This is a genomic window from Paenibacillus sp. FSL L8-0470 (genome assembly GCF_038008625.1).
Taxonomy (GTDB): domain Bacteria; phylum Bacillota; class Bacilli; order Paenibacillales; family Paenibacillaceae; genus Paenibacillus_AQ.
In genome coordinates this window covers 4822592-4839893 of sequence record NZ_JBBOZM010000001.1, presented here as the reverse complement: position 1 = coordinate 4839893, position 17302 = coordinate 4822592, and the positions used below count along the sequence as shown (strand labels likewise).

Below are 17302 nucleotides of genomic sequence, written 5' to 3'. Positions count from 1 at the left end.
TTTTATATTCGCAACTGTGCTTTTTTCAGGCATAATGATGTACCTGGGACAGATCCGGCATGAGAAAGATTTACCCTCGGGAGGTCAATTAGTGATGAAAAAAAAGTCTTCCGTTTTATTCGCCGTGTTGCTGGGTGCTGCTATGTCCGGCTGCGGGGGCAGCTCTGCGAATACCGGCGGCAGCGCTGAGGCAATCCCTGGTGGTACCGGCTCAGCTCCAAAAATTGGCGTAGCCATTTATAAATTCAGCGATACGTTTATGGCCGGTGTCCGCAAATCGGTTGTGGCGGCAGCTAAAGGCATCGCAGCTGTGGACATTGTAGACAGCAAAAACTCCCAGCTTACGCAAAATGATAAGGTTGACGTTTTCATTACCAAGGGATATAAAGGCATGCTGATTAATCCGGTTGACCGCACTGCCGCAGGCGTCATCATCGACAAAGCAAAAACAGCCGACATTCCGGTTGTCTTCCTTAATCGTGAACCGTTTCCGGAAGATATGAAGAAATGGGACAAGGTGTATTATGTAGGCGCCAAAGCGGAAGAATCGGGCACCATGTCCGGCCAGATTATCGCGGAATACTGGAAATCCCATCCAGAAGCCGATAAGAACGGCGACGGAGTGCTTCAATATGTCATGCTGAAGGGCGAGCCGGGACACCAGGATGCCGAGCTGCGCACCAATTATTCCATTCAGGCGATTGAAGATGAAGGTATCAAGGTCGAGAAACTGGCGGAAGACAGCGGAATGTTCGACCGGGTGAAGGGCCAGGAGAAAATGGCGGGCTTTCTGAAGACCTGCGGAGACAGGATAGAAGCTGTGCTTGCCAACAACGACGATATGGCCCTCGGTGCAATTAAAGCTCTAAAAGCTGACGGATATTTTTCCGGCGGGAAATACATGCCGGTAGTTGGTGTAGATGCGACAGCTCCGGCCGTTAAAGCACTGAAAGAGGGAACCATGCTGGGTACTGTGTTAAATGATGCCCATATTCAAGGCAAAGCAGCAATCCAACTTGCGGCGGTTCTCTCTAGAGGCGAAGCGCCAACCAAACAAAATATTGGTTTCGATATTACCGATAACCAGTATGTATGGATTCCCTATAAGAAGATTACCAGAGACAATGTCGCCGATGTCGAATAATTAGGAAAGCGTCAGACCTTACAACCACACACCATTTCTCCTTGACCACATATCCTATAGGCAAAAGCCCTTGTAAAGGAGAGCGACGGGATGCTGAGGATTAAGCTGAATGAGCTGGCGAAAGGAACGGATAACAGCCTGCTGCAGACGGAAGTGTGGAGATGGGACGGGATTGGCTGGAATGAATGTATTCCTCAGCAGGAAGAGGATTTCATCCGTGCGGATGATGATCTGTTCGTAACGATTCCTGCAGAAGCGGGTTTGTATCGGGTAGATTACTCCAAAAAGCCTGTAGAGGCGCTTTATTTCCTGCCTGAGGTGGATGACAGTGAGCTGCGGGCGGATTTGCTGCACCCCGCTCCTTTTAAGCTTAAAGAGGGGACTCGTTGGGGGTACATCAACAATGAAGGACGGACGGTTATTGAACCAAGGTATGAATATGCTGAGGATTTTCAGGAGAACGGCCTGGCGATTGTGCAGCGCAACGACAAGAGCGGCCTGATTGACAGCTCCGGGCGGGAGAAAGTGAGACCGGCCTATTCCTTTATTGCCCCTTTTTCAGAAGGCCGTGCTGTGGTTTCCGATGCCAAAGGCTATACGTTGATTGACGAAAGAGGCAAGCAGGTTACAGCAGCGCGTTATGATTACTTAAATTCGCTGCATGAAGGGCGTGCGATGTTCTCCAAACAAAGTACAACGGGTACTTCCCACTACGGATATCTGGATGCCCAGGGAAAGGAAGTACTGCCTGCGGTTTACGAGGACGCCAGTGATTTCATGAACGGAACGGCACTGGTCAAGCTGGGCGAAAGGGAGTTTGCGCTGATAGACCCGCAAGGCACCGTGCTGCATACGTATAAATATCCATTTGTAGGTTATCCGGGGGATGGCCTGCTGGCATACCAGGCTACCGAGAACGGTAAATACGGATATCTGCGGATAGACGGAAGCATCGCAATAGAGCCGCAGTATACAGCTGCCCTGCCATTTTCTGCGGGAAGAGCGGTGATCAATACGGCAGAGAATTATGGCAACGCCTATGGCCTGATTGACAAGCAGGGTAAGCTCGTAGTCCCGGCCCAGTATTATGAAGTTCAACAGCTGGGTGAAGACCGGGTGGCATTGGGTACACCAGTGTATCCAGACGAGCCTTACCGCGGTTCCCGTTATGCTATCGCTGATGCGGTAACCGGCAGAATCCTCAGTACTCACCCCTTGCTGGGTGTGAACAATTATCAGAATGGACTCGCCTCAGTGTTTGACGCCACAGATACCTATTTCATCGACAAAAGCGGAAAAAAAGCAGCTCAGCCGCCTGTAATTGCCGGTTCAGGCACACTTTCCTTCAGCGGAAGTCTGATCAGGGCTGACGTGGATCAGCGGACAGCCTATTACGACCGGCGGGGCAATCAGGTATGGAAGCAAAATGGAGTCATAACGCTCCGGCCGCCTTATTCAGTGCTGGAGAAGAAATACAAACCGAATAGAGACTATTTAGTATATTATCCGGTTATCGAAGGGATCGCAAACTCCGAGGTCTCCAGAGAAGTAAATGACAAGCTGCGCAGCCTGTCCCTTGCCGAAGGAGCGGGGACCGGTGAAGGCACGCAGGATTACAGCTATACCGGGGATTTTGCCGTCTCCTTCTTCCGCAAAAATCTGCTAGTCCTGGAATTGAGCGGCTACAAGTACCCTTTTGGCGCTGCCCATGGCATGCCTACCCGGATTTATGTTCATATCAATTTGCGCAACGGCAAGTTTTATGCTCTTCGTGACCTGTTCAAGCCGGGCAGCAAATATGTGGCGAAGCTCAGCGCAATTGTCGGCAAACAGATTACGAACGATCCCCAGTACTCCTACGTTTTTCCGGACACCTACAAGGGGATTACGGCGGATCAGCCCTTTTTTGTTGATGAAGAAGCACTGTATCTGTATTTCGCTCCTTACGAGATCGCCCCGTATGCTGCTGGTTTCCCGACATTCCGCATTCCTTATGCAGAAATCATGGGTCTGATCTCGACCGAAGGCGAGTTCTGGCAGTCTTTCCATTAAGCTTCCAGCTACAAAGATAACGTCTAAACCTGTACAGAATGTACAGCGAAGTCAATAGGAGGCTGCTGTCCTGATTAGGATGGCGGCTTTTTTGTTGGTATTGGAGTAGAAATGTACAAGCCGTCTGCTTGCCTATCTGGCAATCTATTAATGTAAAAATTTAGAAGCGCACAGCTGAGAGATTTATGCTACAATGACTGAGGAACAGATTACAACTTTGTAATATTTGGAGCCTATTACTTCGGCCGACAGCAACATAACAAATACATCATGAACAAGGAGATGGCAGAATGAAGAGCAAAACTTTAAGAGCAATGATAGGTGGAAGTGTGGCGGCAGTGATGGCGCTTAGCATTTCTCTTCCAATACAGGCAAATGCAGAGGCAGGCAATACTGCAACTGGAGCACCAACTAATTTCGCACAATTCATGCAATATTTTAACCAATATAGCCTTAAGGGATTTCCTTTTTCCAATACGACAGTGACAGTTTACAAATCTCAACCGGTTGTTGTTCCGACAAACACACCTGCACCCGTTGCTACAGCTAAACCAACAGCGACACCTGTAGCGACAGCTGCACCAACGGCAACACCAGTAGCAACGCCTGTAGCGACAGCTAAACCAACGGCAACGCCAGTAGCGACACCAAAACCAACGGCAACACCAGCAGCAGTCAGCACTCAAGAGTCCTATATCCAGCAAATCGTTACGCTTGTGAATAAGGAACGTGCGACAGCAGGGCTGTCTCCGGTCAGCGCTTTGGAAAGCCTGAACAAAGTGGCCGCAGCTAAAGCAACCGATATGCGTACGAATAACTACTTTTCGCATACATCCCCGACGTACGGATCGCCTTTTGATATGATGGCCACTTTTGGCGTTACTTATCGGGCTGCCGGGGAGAACATTGCAATGGGCCAGAGAACTCCGCAAGAAGTAATGACGGCCTGGATGAACAGTGAGGGACACCGTGCCAATATTCTGAGTGCGAACTTTAACTACATCGGCGTAGGTTTCGACAACAATTACTGGGTTCAGGAATTCATCGGAAAATAAACCTTATGAAAAGTACAAAACCCGTTCTCCGGCATTGCCGGGGGCGGGTTTTGTACTGTTTAAGATCTTGAAAACGTTTACTGATATTGATATGTTAGAAGAATCTTAGTTATGGAGAGGTTTGCGAAATGTGTTGTGAGGCTTAAAGTGATCAGTTATACGTTTCAAATGAACACTTCCCCCCCTTGTTTAGCTTGAGAGGAGCAGCAATGGATAAAAAATTAATTGATTTCAAGCAGAAAATTGCCGAGTATTTTCCTCAGATGAATATTACCTCAATAAAATCCGGCTTTGACCATGGATTGCATAATGATTTGATTCTTGTGAACGACGAATTAGTGGTGAGGTTCGCAAAAGATGATGCTGCAAAAAAGCTGCTAGAGAATGAATACAGGTGTATTCGCCTCTTAAAGGACAAGACAAACGTGCCTGTACCCGACATGAGCTGTGTTGATTACGGCGTCGTGTGTTACCCTTATATTCACGGTCAGCCATTATTCCGTCATCGCCTCTTTCAGCTCGATGCCGCGGAGCAACAATCAATCATGGAGCAGATCGCGGATTATATGAAACAAATTCACACAATACCTTTGGCGGAAGTGAGGAGGGCAGGCATTGCAGTTTCCCTGGCATCCACAGACGATCCATCTGAACACTATCAGAATATCATGAATGGTTATGAACGCATTAAAAGGGAATTATACCCCCACATGAGACCCTATACGAGATCTTGTGTGGATGCGGCCTACAAAGGACTAGAAAATGGTTCCGAGTGGTTTGACTATACGCCATGCTTAATCCACGGTGACTTGGCTCTGGAGCATTTTATTCTTGATGAGGATTATAAGAATATCACAGGTATATTGGATTTTGGTGTTGCAGGAACCGGCAATCCGGCGCATGATATGGGCGTATTACTGGATGGACTGGGTGAACGCTTTACGTCGCTAATGTGTCCTGTTTACCCCGATTTGGATATAGTTCTATCACGTGCTAGAGTGGGACTTTGCAGTGCCGGCTGGCATTTACGAGGGAATGATACCGGCGATATATTCTGGCATTTGACGCATCTCATGACGGCAAAAGATATTCATTATTGATTTAACTTCTTTTCCCGGAGCCGAAATAAAGAAGCAAGGACACTCTCCTTGCTTCTTTATGCTGTGATCTGATTGATATAGGGGCAGCCCGCAGCTTGCCGATTAAGAGCTGGCTCAAAGGAAAAGACCATATTTTTTTTGAGAAAAATATGCTTTCAATTGATATAATAGACTATTAAGGACAAAAATCGCCAAATTTCGCTTGAGCGGTGGATATTTGCAAATTAAGTATAGAAGAATTATGTTTATCTACATAGTTAAGAAGTTTGTAAAATGTGGAACACTGGAGATAAGAACTGGCATACGGAGGGATGGCTTTGAACGACTCAAAATGGACCTGGCGCACTGTGAGCCTGATTTCCATAGCAGCAACGTTAGTTTTGATCGTTGGGTTTGGATATGCGGTGAACGATATTATATACCCGAAGGGTGAAGTTCTTTCAACCTCTTTGCCGCAGGAAACACCGGTTCCCACGGCGGCAAGCAGCGATGAAATGAAAATATTGGCACTTGGCGACTCTTTGGCCAAAGGCACCGGTGACAACACCGGAAACGGTTTTGTAAAGCGGACACTGGACGGTCTGTCTGCTGGCGGAGGCAAGGCGGAGCTGCTTGGCAATATGGGCATCAACGGGCTGACAACCGCAGGCCTGCAAAGCAAGCTCAAAGAAGAAGGTTTTCGGTATGCCTTGCGGCAGGCCAACGTCGTGCTGGTCTCGATTGGGGGCAATGATTTGTTCAGGGACTCGGATATAATGGGAACGGGCAGTGCAGAACAGGGAACAACATCAACGGAGACAGGGAGTCCTGCGGACATTGCTTCAATGCCTGGAGCAGAACCTTCTGAAACAGGGACTGTGAGCGGGAAGACCGGCTCATCCGGGACAAGCGTTCCTTCGGCAACTGAAGATGAGGTGACGCCGGAGTCGCTGCTGGCCGCGCTGCCAGACGCTTCGAAACGGCTTGGCGGGATTCTGGAGAGCATTGCCGAGATCAATCCGCAGGCGCAAATTTATTATGTCGGATTATATAATCCGTTTGGAGATATCGAGGATCTGCTGGTGCCCGGCAATCAAGCGGTTACCACCTGGAATAACGCGGCAATGGATATCATTAACACACACAGCAATATGACACTCGTTCCAACCTTTGATTTGTTCAACCGCCATCTGGATAAGTATCTTTCAAACGATCATTTTCACCCGAACGGCGACGGCTATCAGCGGATGAGTGAACGAATCATACAGGCTGTGCGCTAAGGATGTACTTCACCGCAAGTCAGAAATGATCGTAGCAAGGAGTTGTGAGAACATGGATAAAGACATAAGCGGAGAAGCCGGGACAGTTATTCTGTCAGTGGAAGGTGTCCGCAAAAAAATCGGCCGGAAATGGATCATTGATGATGTTACCTTCAACGTGAAGCAAGGGGAAATCTTCGGTTTCCTTGGACCCAACGGGGCCGGCAAAACAACTACAATCCGTATGCTTGTGGACCTGATTCGCCCAAGTGAAGGAAAGATAACCGTCTGCGGCTATAACGTTAACCGTGAACCGGAAAAAGCGCTGCAATATGTTGGCTCGATCGTAGAGAATCCGGAAGTGTATACCTATCTGACAGGCTGGGAGAATCTGCAGCATTTCGCCCGCATGCAGCCAGGTGTGGACAAGGCGCGAATTGCTGAGGTAGTGGACATTGTCCGGCTGGACCAGCGTATTCATGACAAGGTGAGCACCTATTCTCTGGGGATGAGGCAGCGGCTTGGAATTGCCCAGGCGCTGCTGGGCCGTCCCCGGCTGCTGATTCTGGATGAGCCGACAAACGGGCTGGACCCTAAAGGGATCAAAGAATTGCGCGAATTTATCCGCGAGCTTGCTGCGGAAGGTCTTGCGGTATTTGTATCGAGCCATTTGCTGAGCGAAATTCAGCTGCTGTGCGACCGGGTTGCGATTATCAGCAAAGGCCGCGTGCTGGCGGTTGGCGGGGTAAATGAACTGGTTGCGCGCAATTCCCCTTATGTGCTATGGGATCTGGAGCCTTTGGACAGGGCAAGAACGATACTGGCCGGACGTCCTGACATCAAGCTTCTCGAACTGGATGAGGTTACACTTGACGACTCTGTCATTGCCGGAATGGGCGCGAATTCCCTCATCACGGTCATGGATGAAGACCTGATTCCGGAGATTGTTGCGGTGCTCGTCACAGCGGAAGTGGAAGTTAGCGCCGTGCATAAAATAAATCCCACACTGGAACAGCTATTCTTGAAGCTAACGGAAGGTGAAACTATTGATTAATTTGCTTCCGCTCATCCGTAATGAGTGCCTGAAGATTATAAAAAAGAAACGGTTTTATGTTATACTGCTAATTCTGGTCGTACTTGTGCCTATGTTTACCTATGCACAGATGCGTATAGCCGAGCGCAGCCGGGACAAGTTTAATTCGGACTGGAGACTGGAGGTACAGCAGCAGATTACCGATAATCAAAATTCACTAGGCAGCGACCGGATTCCCGAGGAATGGAAGTCCTACCGGCGGATATTCGTCCAGCAGCTGCAGTATTATCTGGACCATGATGTCAATCCGAATGAGCCCAGCGGGGTTACCTTTACCCGCGAGTTCCTGGACAACTCGGTCTCCTTGTTCATTCCGCTGCTGATTATGGCAGTAGCCTCAGATCTTGTATCCGGGGAAAGGACGACCGGTACAATTAAGATGCTGCTGACCCGGCCGGTTAAACGCTGGAAGGTGCTGTTCAGCAAGCTGGCGGCGCTGCTGATGTTCGTCTCCTTGATTGTACTGTCGGTGTTTGCAATCAGCTATCTGATTTCGGGGCTTGTTTTTGGGTACAAGGGCTTTAATCTTCCTGTATTTACCGGGTTCCAAATCAGCGGAGATGCTGTGGATATGTCGGCTGTCCATTCCGTACCGCAGTGGAAATACCTGCTGATGCAGGGCGGATTAATCTGGTTCGTGAGCGTAGTCGTCGCCCTGCTGGCATTTATGGTGTCGGTGCTGGTGCGCAGCACAGCGGCAAGCATCGTGGTGATGATGGCCGCACTGATCGCCGGAACGATTCTGACCAATATGGCTTCGGCCTGGACGACGGCTAAATATTTATTCATGGTTAATCTGGGATTAACCGGGTATTTGGCCGGAACACCGGCACCGATTGAGGGGATGACACTGCCTTTTTCCATGGCTGTACTGGCCGTTTGGGGGATTTCTGCAGTAATCATTTCATTCGCCGTCTTTACGAAACGGGATATTTTGAATTAGAATGTACAAAGTGAACCAAAACGTTTGTTTGCATTTCATAGATAGAGAGAAAAGAAGGAGGAGCATGAATGCTCGAACAGATCGATATGTTTGCAAAAGTCTCTAAGAACGCCGAAACAGGCCGGACTGGATACGATGCTGACGACATTCAAGTGCTCGAAGGTCTGGTTGCGGTCCGCAAACGGCCCGGCATGTATATCGGCAGTACGAGTTCCTCGGGACTGCACCATCTCGTATGGGAAATAGTGGATAACGCCGTAGATGAGCATTTAGCCAAGTTTTGCTCGAAGATTGATATTACACTACGCAAGGACGGTTCGGTTACCGTCATTGATAACGGCCGGGGAATCCCGACCGGGATGCATAAGACCGGAGTGCCTACACCGCAGGTTGTTTTCACGATCCTGCATGCCGGTGGTAAATTCGGCGGCTCCGGGTACAAGAAATCGGGCGGTTTGCATGGCGTAGGGGCTTCAGTTACCAATGCGCTGTCCGAGTGGCTGGAAGTCGAAATTTATCGTGACGGCAAAATCCACCGCCAGCGCTTCGAATATTGGGTAGATGCAAAGGGGAAAGAGCATGTCGGTGAGCCTGTTACCGGTCTTGAGGTGCTGGGAAATACGAATAAGACCGGTTCGAAGATTACCTTCAAGCCGGATATTCGCGTCTTCCCGAATGGCATTGCCCTGAACTATGATACCCTTGCAGAACGGGTGCAGGAGATCGCCTTTCTGAACTCCGGGCTGCGGATTAATCTAAGTGACGAGCGCAGCGGCCGCCAGGATGAATTTTTCTATGAAGGCGGAGCAAGCCAGTTCGTGCAGTTTCTCAATGAGGGCAAGGATGTGCTGCATGACGTCATCCATTTCAGTTCGGAGAAGGATGATATTGAGGTAGAGGTGGCATTGCAGTATAACGCAGGTTATACCGAAACGCTGGCCTCCTTCGTCAATTCGATTCCTACGCGCAGCGGGGGAACACATGAGACCGGCTTCAAGACAGCTTATACCCGCGTGCTGAATGATTATGCCCGCCGGACACAGCTGCTTAAGGAGAAGGACAAGAACCTGGAGGGCAATGATCTGCGCGAAGGCATGATGGCGGTAATCAGCGTCAAGATGTCCGAGGTAGAATTCGTCGGCCAGACGAAGGATCAGCTCGGAAGCGCTTCTGCCCGCAGTGCCGTCGACTTTATCGTGTCCGAGAACATGGCCCGTTTCCTGGAGGAGAATCCGCAGGTGGCGCAAAGCCTGCTGAAGAAATCCATCCAGGCCTCCAGAGCCCGTGAAGCGGCGCGTAAGGCCCGCGATGAAATCCGCAGCGGCAAGAAACGCAGTGAAAGCTCCAACCTGGGCGGCAAGCTCTCACCTGCGCAGTCCAAGGACGTTACGCGTACAGAGCTGTTTATCGTCGAAGGCGATTCCGCCGGAGGATCAGCCAAGCAGGGGCGTGACTCCAAGATTCAGGCTATTCTGCCGCTTAAGGGCAAGCCGATGAATCCGGAGAAGGCCAAGCTGCTGGACATTCTTAAGAATGATGAGTACAAGGCGATTATTTCCGCAATCGGTGCGGGAATCGGTCCGGATTTTGCCGTAGAAGACAGCAATTATTCCAAAATTATCATTATGACCGATGCTGATACGGACGGTGCGCATATTCAAGTGCTGCTGCTGACCTTTTTCTACCGGTACATGAAGCCGTTGATTGACGCCGGCAAGGTGTTTATCGCCCAGCCGCCGCTGTATAAGCTGACCCGCAAATCAGGTAAGCTGGAGACGGTACGTTACTCCTGGAGCGATGAGGAACTGCAGAATTACCTCAAGGAATTCGGCAAAAACTTCGAGCTGCAGCGGTACAAAGGACTCGGCGAGATGAATCCCGACCAGCTGTGGGAGACGACGATGAACCCGGAATCACGCACGCTGCTTCAGGTGCAGATTGAGGACGCCGCAAAGGCGGAGCGCCGCGTATCCACGCTGATGGGCGACAAGGTCGATCCCCGTAAGCGCTGGATTGTCGAAAACGTCGACTTTACCGAATTTGTAGAGTAGTGTGCAAGTGACGATTATCCCGATTGTTAAAAAGAGATTGGTGATCTGAGGAACGAAGGGAAGTTTGGAACTGCAGAAGCGTCAGCGTTCGCCTTTATTCTCGAATTTCACCCGTAAAGCGGGTCAAATTGAAGAAATTCGGGAATAACAGCGATCGGAAGTCCAAACATTCCCCGCAGTGACAAGGGATCACCACACTTTTTTTAGGCGGGCAGTTTGAGGAACAGAAGGTGAGCCAAGTGAGCAGTTTATCAGAACAATTTTCACCGGCTTTTCTGGAAGAGGTCGTCGGTGACCGCTTTGGCCGGTATTCCAAATATATCATTCAGGACCGGGCGATTCCGGACGTGCGTGACGGGCTGAAGCCTGTACAGCGCCGGATTCTATACGCCATGTACGATTCCGGGAATACCCCGGACAAGCCGTACCGTAAATCCGCCAAAACCGTCGGGGATGTCATGGGTAATTATCATCCCCACGGGGATTCGTCGATTTATGACGGAATGGTGCGGATGGCGCAGCCTTGGAAGATGGGCCATGTGCTTGTGGACGGACATGGCAACTGGGGCTCAATGGATGATGATCCGGCAGCCGCGATGCGGTACACGGAAGCCCGCCTGTCGCCGATTGCCATGGAGATGATGCGCGACATCGAGAAGCGCACCGTGCTGTTCAAAGATAACTTTGACAACACAGCCAAGGAGCCAGTGGTGGTTCCTTCACGTTATCCGAATCTGCTGGTCAACGGAACGAGCGGCATTTCTGCCGGATTCGCCACGGAGATCCCGCCCCATAATTTGCGTGAGGTCATTGATGCCTGTATCGCGGTGATGCAAAAGCCGGAGATTGAGCTCGAGGACATCATGACATTTATCAAAGGTCCGGATTTCCCGACAGGCGGTACGATTATGGGCGGCGAAGGAATTATGGACGCCTACCGTACCGGCAAAGGCCGCATTTACCTGCGCTCCAAGACAGAGATTGAGAATCTGCGCGGCGGCAAACAGCAGATCGTTATTACGGAAGTGCCGTTCCAGATCGTGAAATCACGATTGGTCACCTCCATGGAGAACATCCGTCTGGAGAAGAAGATCGAAGGCATCGCCGAAGTCCGCGACGAAAGCGGACGGGAAGGCCTGCGCATTGTGGTGGAGCTGAAGAAGGAAGCCGACGCCCAGGGCGTGTTGGCTTATCTGCTAAAGAAAACCGACCTGCAGGTCACTTATAACTTCAATATGGTGGCGATTGTCAACAAGGCTCCGCAGCAGCTTGGCCTCAAGGCTATCCTGCAAGCCTATATCGCCCATCAGCGTGATGTGGTTACCCACCGCACCCAGTTCGACCTGGAAAAAGCAGAGGACCGCGCCCACGTCCTGGAAGGGCTTGTAAAGGCATTGAACATTCTGGATGAGGTTATCGCTGCGATCAAGGCATCGAAGAACCGCCAGGATGCCCAGAACAATCTGGTATGGATGTTCGGCTTCAGCGAACGCCAAGCCGATTCCATCCTTACCTTGCAGCTGTACCGTCTGACCAATCTGGAGATAAACTCGCTCCAGAAGGAACTGGACGAAATGCAGGCGCGGATTGCTATGTTGCGCGGCATCTTGGACAGCGACAAAAAACTGATCGCCGTCATCCGCAAGGAACTGCTGGAGATCCGTGATAAATACGGGATAGACCGCCGCTCGCTTATTCAGGGCGAGGTTGAAGAGCTGAAGGTCAGCCTTGAAGTACTGGTGAACGCCGAGGATGTGCTTGTCGCACTTTCGGCCGATGGTTACATCAAACGGACCGGAATGCCTTCGTTCACGCGTTCGGGCAGTGAACGCCAAGCCTCCGGTGTTAAGGAAGGCGACCATATCGTCAAGCTGCTGGATCTCAATACAAGGGACAGCCTGCTTGTATTTACCCGCAAAGGGCAATATTTCCTGCTTCCGGTTCATCAGATACCGGAATTCAAGTGGAAAGAGCCCGGCACGGCAATCGTGAACGTCATCAGCCTGGCAAAAGGGGATGGCATTGTCAGCGTGCTGCCGGTGGGCAATCTGGAGGAGCCTAAGGCGAGTCTGGTTTTCGTCACGCGTAAGGGCCAGGTCAAACGTACGGAGCTCAAGGAGTACTCTACGAGCCGTTCCGGAGCCGTGGCTGCCTGCAAGGTGGCTGATGGCGACGAGATCATTACAGTGGCGCTGAGCAGCGGAGACAAGGACATCGTGCTTGTGACCCGCGAAGGGATGAGCATCCGGTTCCGCGAGAACGAAGTCAATCCGATGGGCCGTGTGGCCAGCGGGGTCCGCGGTATTCAGCTTCGCGAAGGCGATGAAGTGGTTTCCTGCTTCTGGGTAAGCGAAGACGAAGGCGAAATACTGGTTGTCTCTGACCTTGGATATGCGAAACGGACACTATTAGTGGATTATCCGTCGCAAAGCCGCGGCGGCAAAGGGATGCCGACCTTCGAGTTCAAGGAAGGCAAACGGGTCAAACCGAACGGCAGCAGGCTGGCAGGGGCATTCCACTGTAAGGAGCCGCTGGAGTTAGTCGCCTTTACCCGTGATGGCTTGCATCATCAGTTTTCTTCTGAGGCTGCTCCGCTGGGTGATCGCCGTTCTACAGGCAAACAACTTGTTCCGGTTGAGAAGAAGGATGAGATCATCACTCTTTTACCTGCAATTAAGTAATTCGTATGCACTGCAACAGGGCTAACATACAAAAGGCGTTTGACGGCTCCTCACGGGCTGGCCACAACGCCTTTTTGTATAGGTAAAGTAACGGATAACAAGGGTTTTGGTTATTTATTTTTTCGTTTTGCAGGAAATGGAATTTCTTTCTCGAAAATGTAGATATACCGGATTGAAATCCGCAGGGAAAGGAAGGAGTAACTGTGCATTCCTCAGAATTCAGTAAGATTTGGCATAAAATATTGAAGGACTATAAGCTACATATGGATAGCAAGCTTGCGCCTACGCTGACAGATGCCCAACTCACCGTGCTTGAATTGCTTCAGGAACGTGACGCAATGAAGCCTTCTGATCTGGCCCCGCATCTCGCGACCAGCCCGGCGGCGGTGACGATGCTGCTTGACCGGATGGAGAAGCATAATTTGATTGTGCGTGAACGCGATGCAGCGGACCGGCGGATTGTCTGGGTGAGCATCACGGAGAACGGACAGAAAGAGACCGAACGCGGACTTCAGATCCGCAGTGATTTTTTTGCCGAAGCGCTTGATCCGATTTCTTCACATAATCAGCAGCTGCTGCTTTATCTGATGGGCAAGATGGCGGTTGCTCCAACGCCGGAAGGCTCTACACCCTGAACCTAAACTTGGATCTTATGAATACTTATATAAGCTCAAAAAACAGGCCATCCGTTAACGGATGGCCTGTTTTTGCAAATGCCGGGGCCACAGATTCCAGGGGAAAGTCTGCGGCGGCAGCGAGATAAGCTCGATTTCTTCTTTGGTAACCGGATGCGGAAAGCCGACCAGCGCGGACCAGAGGGCAATTTGCTGCCCCGGTCTGTTCACCGCCGAACCGTATTTCTGATCCCCGAACAAGGGACAGCCGATTCCGGCAAGCTGCACTCGGATCTGATGCGAACGTCCGGTAAGCAGGTCTATCTTCAGCAGAGTATAGCCCTCCGCGCTGCCCAGCACCGTATAATCCAGAATGGCCTCTTTGCCGCCCGGTGTTCCTTTGCGGACAATGGTAACTGTATTGCTCTTGGCATCCTTGAGCAAGGTATTGATCAGACGGCCCTGGGAGGCCGGAGGTTGGCCGTGCACCACGGTCAGGTAGACTTTATGGAAGCTGTGGGTACGGACGCTTTCGGACAGCCGTGAAGCGGCTTTGGATGTCTTGGCGAAGATCATCGCACCTCCGACTGGACGATCCAGCCGGTGAACGAGCCCCATGTACACATTACCGGGCTTGTTAAAGCGTTCCTTCACATCTTCCTTAAGCAGGCTCAACAAGTCTGCATCGCCAGTAGCATCCTCCTGTACGGGGATATTTACGGGCTTCACGATGCCGAGAAGGTGATTGTCCTCGTACAGAACTTCAAAGCGGGAATTTCCCTCCCCGGCCACTCCGGCTGTACCGGAATTGTGTGCAGTCATGGTTTACGCCTCCCAGCGGCCCAAAATTCCGCAAGGCAGGTTCATCCCGGAGGAGGTAATCGGCAGTCCGATTTCGCCGGAGGTCAGCTTGCCGCCGTACCGTTTGCCCATCGTCATCGAGAGCATATTGCGCAGAACGGTTGGAGAAATGCCTGTCGTATAGGAGTTAATGAGCATGAACAAAGGTCTGTCGCTCATGATTTGCATGCAGCTCTCCAGGAACGGGTACAGACTCGCTTCAAGCTTCCACATTTCACCGCCGGGTCCCCGGCCATAGGAAGGCGGGTCCATAATGATTGCATCGTATTTGCTGCCGCGGCGCTGTTCGCGCTGTACAAATTTGAAGACATCATCGGTAATATAGCGGACCGGACGTTCGGCAAGGCCGGACAGGGCCACATTTTCCTTCGCCCATTGGACCATGCCTTTGGCCGCATCCACATGGACTACCGAAGCTCCGGCGCTCGCTGCAGCCACTGTAGCCCCACCGGTGTAAGCGAACAGGTTGAGCACAGAGATCGGACGGTTCGCCTCAGCGATCTTGTCCATCATCCAGCGCCAGTTGGCCGCTTGCTCAGGGAACAGGCCAGTATGCTTGAAGTTTGTCGGACGCAGGTGGAATTTCAGCTTGCCGTAGCTGATTTTCCAGTCGTCCGGAATGGTTTTCTTCATTTCCCATTGTCCGCCGCCTGCCGAGCTGCGGTGATAATGTCCGTGCACATCCCGCCACTTCGCCGTCTCGTTCGCGAGCGGCCAAATGATTTGCGGGTCCGGGCGGCGCAGAATAATATCGCCCCAGCGTTCCAGCTTTTCTCCGCCTCCGGTATCAATAACTTCGTAGTCTTTCCAATCGCCTGCTATATACATATTTAATCCATCCTTCAAAAAATTCATTTAGCCTTTATTGTACAACATTTAGCCCGGGCCCTACAAACAAAAAGGTAACAAAGCTGCGACTCTTCTCATTTTGCCCATTTGGGGATGTGCGTATAATAATTCCAAATATAACAGCGGGTTAGGCCAACAAATGACAAGAAACTATCTGCTTCCCGGAGGGGTGCTGACGGCCGTTATTGTAGCGTTTCTGATAGTGATTGTGTATGATCAGGTTAAGTATGTTTATCGGAAGTTGAACAAGCACAGAAGGGGGCAGCAGCTTCATGTACAATCTGTCGGAGCTGTATTATCCGATTACGGCGAATCCGAAAGGGGCAGGGGAGATTCTGCCCTGCAAGGCGCTGCGCCCTTATATCCGCTGCTTCTGGGGTTCTTCGACTCTGGAGGAAACATACAGCGGAGAGCCGGAGAAACAGCTTAATGATCCTTCGGTCCCCTCCCTTGGGGGAGAAATTGTTATACCGGACAGCTGCATGGACATCATTTGGGAGTGGGATGAGCAGACGGGAGAGTCAGGCGGGATTTTTTGCGGGATTAACGATACGCCTTTTGAAGCCGGACAAGTTCACGACGATACGGGAAAAGTCCGCTTCGCCATCCGCTTCCATTTCTGGGCCGTGCACTTGTTCGCCGATGACCATCTCAGGGAGGTCCTGAATATTCATACCGGAGTGGACCAATATTTCGGTTCCTTCCGCAGCGAACTGGGGGACAAGCTGCCGGGGACCCGTACTGTAGCAGAACGGATCGCCTTGGTGGAAGCTTATCTGCTGCGTCAGCTGGAGAAGACCCGGCACAGCAATGACGGCATGCTGAATGCTGTGTATGCTATCGTGAAGTCCAAAGGTGTCATTTCCACCGCTGCACTGGAAGGGAATTCGGGGTTTAGCAGCCGGCAGCTCGAAAGGCTGTTTCGTGAATATATCGGGATTTCGCCCAAAAAAACAGCCGATCTTGTGCGCTTTCAGAATGTATGGCTGGATCTATACCGCACACCCCCGCAGAATAGAAATATTCAGGATGTTGTATATAGCTACGGCTACAGCCATCAGTCCCATCTGAATAATAATTTCAAGAGATTTGCCGGCAGAACGCCGCTTGAAGCTCTGGCCTATGCACGAAATTAACATGTCGTTTTTTTGCAATACAGCGGGGACGGTCACCAGGTATACTGTTGTCAGATGGCCAATGCGCCGCTAACCAAATGATGAGAATGAGAGGGATATACTATGATTTCTGCTTTTGAAGGCATCAATTTGTACAGCAAGGATACTGCAGCCTTGGCGGCATTTTATGCAGAGGTGCTGGGGATTCCCGTACCGTTTGAAGGCTATGGCAACTCTGACGGGGCGAAGATTGGCTTTGACAAGAGTCAGCCGGGCATCATTATCTGGGATGAGAATAAATGGGATAAGCTGACGACAGGAGCAGTCAATCTGGTGTTCTCCTGCAGCAGTCTGGATGAGACCTATGAAACGCTCAAGGCAAGAGGATTGGATTGCCAACCGCCGGTTACAATGGAATACGGGGGTAAGGAAATGAATTTCCGCGATCCTGACGGCAATAGCATTACCTTGCTTGAAGGAGCATATTAAGTTATAGCAAACCTCGA

The 17302-nt window shown here is 50.9% G+C and carries 14 protein-coding genes; 12 read left to right on the top strand and 2 right to left on the bottom strand.

All coding sequences use genetic code 11. The features are described from left to right. Nucleotides 1-94 precede the first annotated feature (94 nt). The 10 genes from NST99_RS22155 (at nucleotide 95) to NST99_RS22110 (ending at nucleotide 13992) form a co-directional block, all read left to right on the top strand. A complete protein-coding gene (locus tag NST99_RS22155; protein WP_341094409.1) occupies nucleotides 95-1144 on the top strand; it encodes a galactose ABC transporter substrate-binding protein in 1050 nt (349 codons plus the stop codon). Nucleotides 1145-1234: 90 nt separating this feature from the next. Beyond that, entirely contained in the window at nucleotides 1235-3196 is a 1962-nt protein-coding gene (locus tag NST99_RS22150) for a WG repeat-containing protein (protein ID WP_341094407.1), read from the top strand. A 290-nt stretch (nucleotides 3197-3486) separates the two neighbouring features. After that, entirely contained in the window at nucleotides 3487-4251 is a 765-nt protein-coding gene (locus NST99_RS22145; protein ID WP_341094405.1) for a CAP domain-containing protein, read from the top strand. A gap of 209 nt (nucleotides 4252-4460) precedes the next feature. Further along, on the top strand, nucleotides 4461-5351 hold the full coding sequence (locus tag NST99_RS22140) for a phosphotransferase family protein (RefSeq protein WP_341094403.1): 891 nt from the start codon (nucleotides 4461-4463) through the stop codon (nucleotides 5349-5351). A 317-nt stretch (nucleotides 5352-5668) separates the two neighbouring features. Continuing rightward, nucleotides 5669-6610 (top strand): GDSL-type esterase/lipase family protein, encoded by a 942-nt coding sequence (locus NST99_RS22135; protein WP_341094401.1) that lies wholly within the window; start codon nucleotides 5669-5671, stop codon nucleotides 6608-6610. A 52-nt stretch (nucleotides 6611-6662) separates the two neighbouring features. Further along, nucleotides 6663-7643 carry an ABC transporter ATP-binding protein gene (locus NST99_RS22130; RefSeq protein ID WP_341094399.1) on the top strand — a complete coding sequence of 327 codons (981 nt, stop codon included), beginning with the start codon at nucleotides 6663-6665 and terminating at the stop codon, nucleotides 7641-7643. After that, nucleotides 7636-8625, top strand: coding sequence for an ABC transporter permease (locus NST99_RS22125; RefSeq protein ID WP_341094398.1), 990 nt, complete (start codon nucleotides 7636-7638; stop codon nucleotides 8623-8625). Before NST99_RS22130 ends, NST99_RS22125 begins: the two co-directional genes overlap by 8 nt. A gap of 68 nt (nucleotides 8626-8693) precedes the next feature. After that, complete coding sequence (gene parE / locus NST99_RS22120; protein ID WP_038594314.1) at nucleotides 8694-10676, top strand: DNA topoisomerase IV subunit B; 1983 nt, start codon at nucleotides 8694-8696, stop codon at nucleotides 10674-10676. 239 nt (nucleotides 10677-10915) lie between these two features. After that, nucleotides 10916-13357, top strand: a complete 2442-nt coding sequence (gene gyrA / locus NST99_RS22115) for a DNA gyrase subunit A (RefSeq protein ID WP_341094395.1) — start codon at nucleotides 10916-10918, stop codon at nucleotides 13355-13357. A gap of 203 nt (nucleotides 13358-13560) precedes the next feature. Next, nucleotides 13561-13992, top strand: coding sequence for a MarR family winged helix-turn-helix transcriptional regulator (locus NST99_RS22110; protein ID WP_038594308.1), 432 nt, complete (start codon nucleotides 13561-13563; stop codon nucleotides 13990-13992). Between the two features lie 54 nt (nucleotides 13993-14046). Here NST99_RS22110 and NST99_RS22105 read toward each other — a convergent pair whose 3' ends face one another. Together NST99_RS22105 and NST99_RS22100 are read right to left on the bottom strand one after the other, a co-directional pair. Continuing rightward, a complete protein-coding gene (locus NST99_RS22105) occupies nucleotides 14047-14793 on the bottom strand; it encodes an RluA family pseudouridine synthase (protein WP_341094392.1) in 747 nt (248 codons plus the stop codon). A 3-nt stretch (nucleotides 14794-14796) separates the two neighbouring features. Beyond that, nucleotides 14797-15660, bottom strand: coding sequence for a class I SAM-dependent methyltransferase (locus NST99_RS22100; RefSeq protein ID WP_076109786.1), 864 nt, complete (start codon nucleotides 15658-15660; stop codon nucleotides 14797-14799). Nucleotides 15661-15953: 293 nt separating this feature from the next. Between NST99_RS22100 and NST99_RS22095 the strand changes: the two genes are divergently transcribed. Both NST99_RS22095 and NST99_RS22090 read left to right on the top strand, forming a co-directional pair. Beyond that, the gene (locus NST99_RS22095; protein ID WP_341094390.1) at nucleotides 15954-16817 is read left to right on the top strand and encodes a helix-turn-helix domain-containing protein; all 864 of its coding nucleotides are present in this window, start codon (nucleotides 15954-15956) and stop codon (nucleotides 16815-16817) included. Nucleotides 16818-16919: 102 nt separating this feature from the next. Then, on the top strand, nucleotides 16920-17285 hold the full coding sequence (locus NST99_RS22090) for a VOC family protein (RefSeq protein WP_341094388.1): 366 nt from the start codon (nucleotides 16920-16922) through the stop codon (nucleotides 17283-17285). Nucleotides 17286-17302 lie beyond the last annotated feature (17 nt).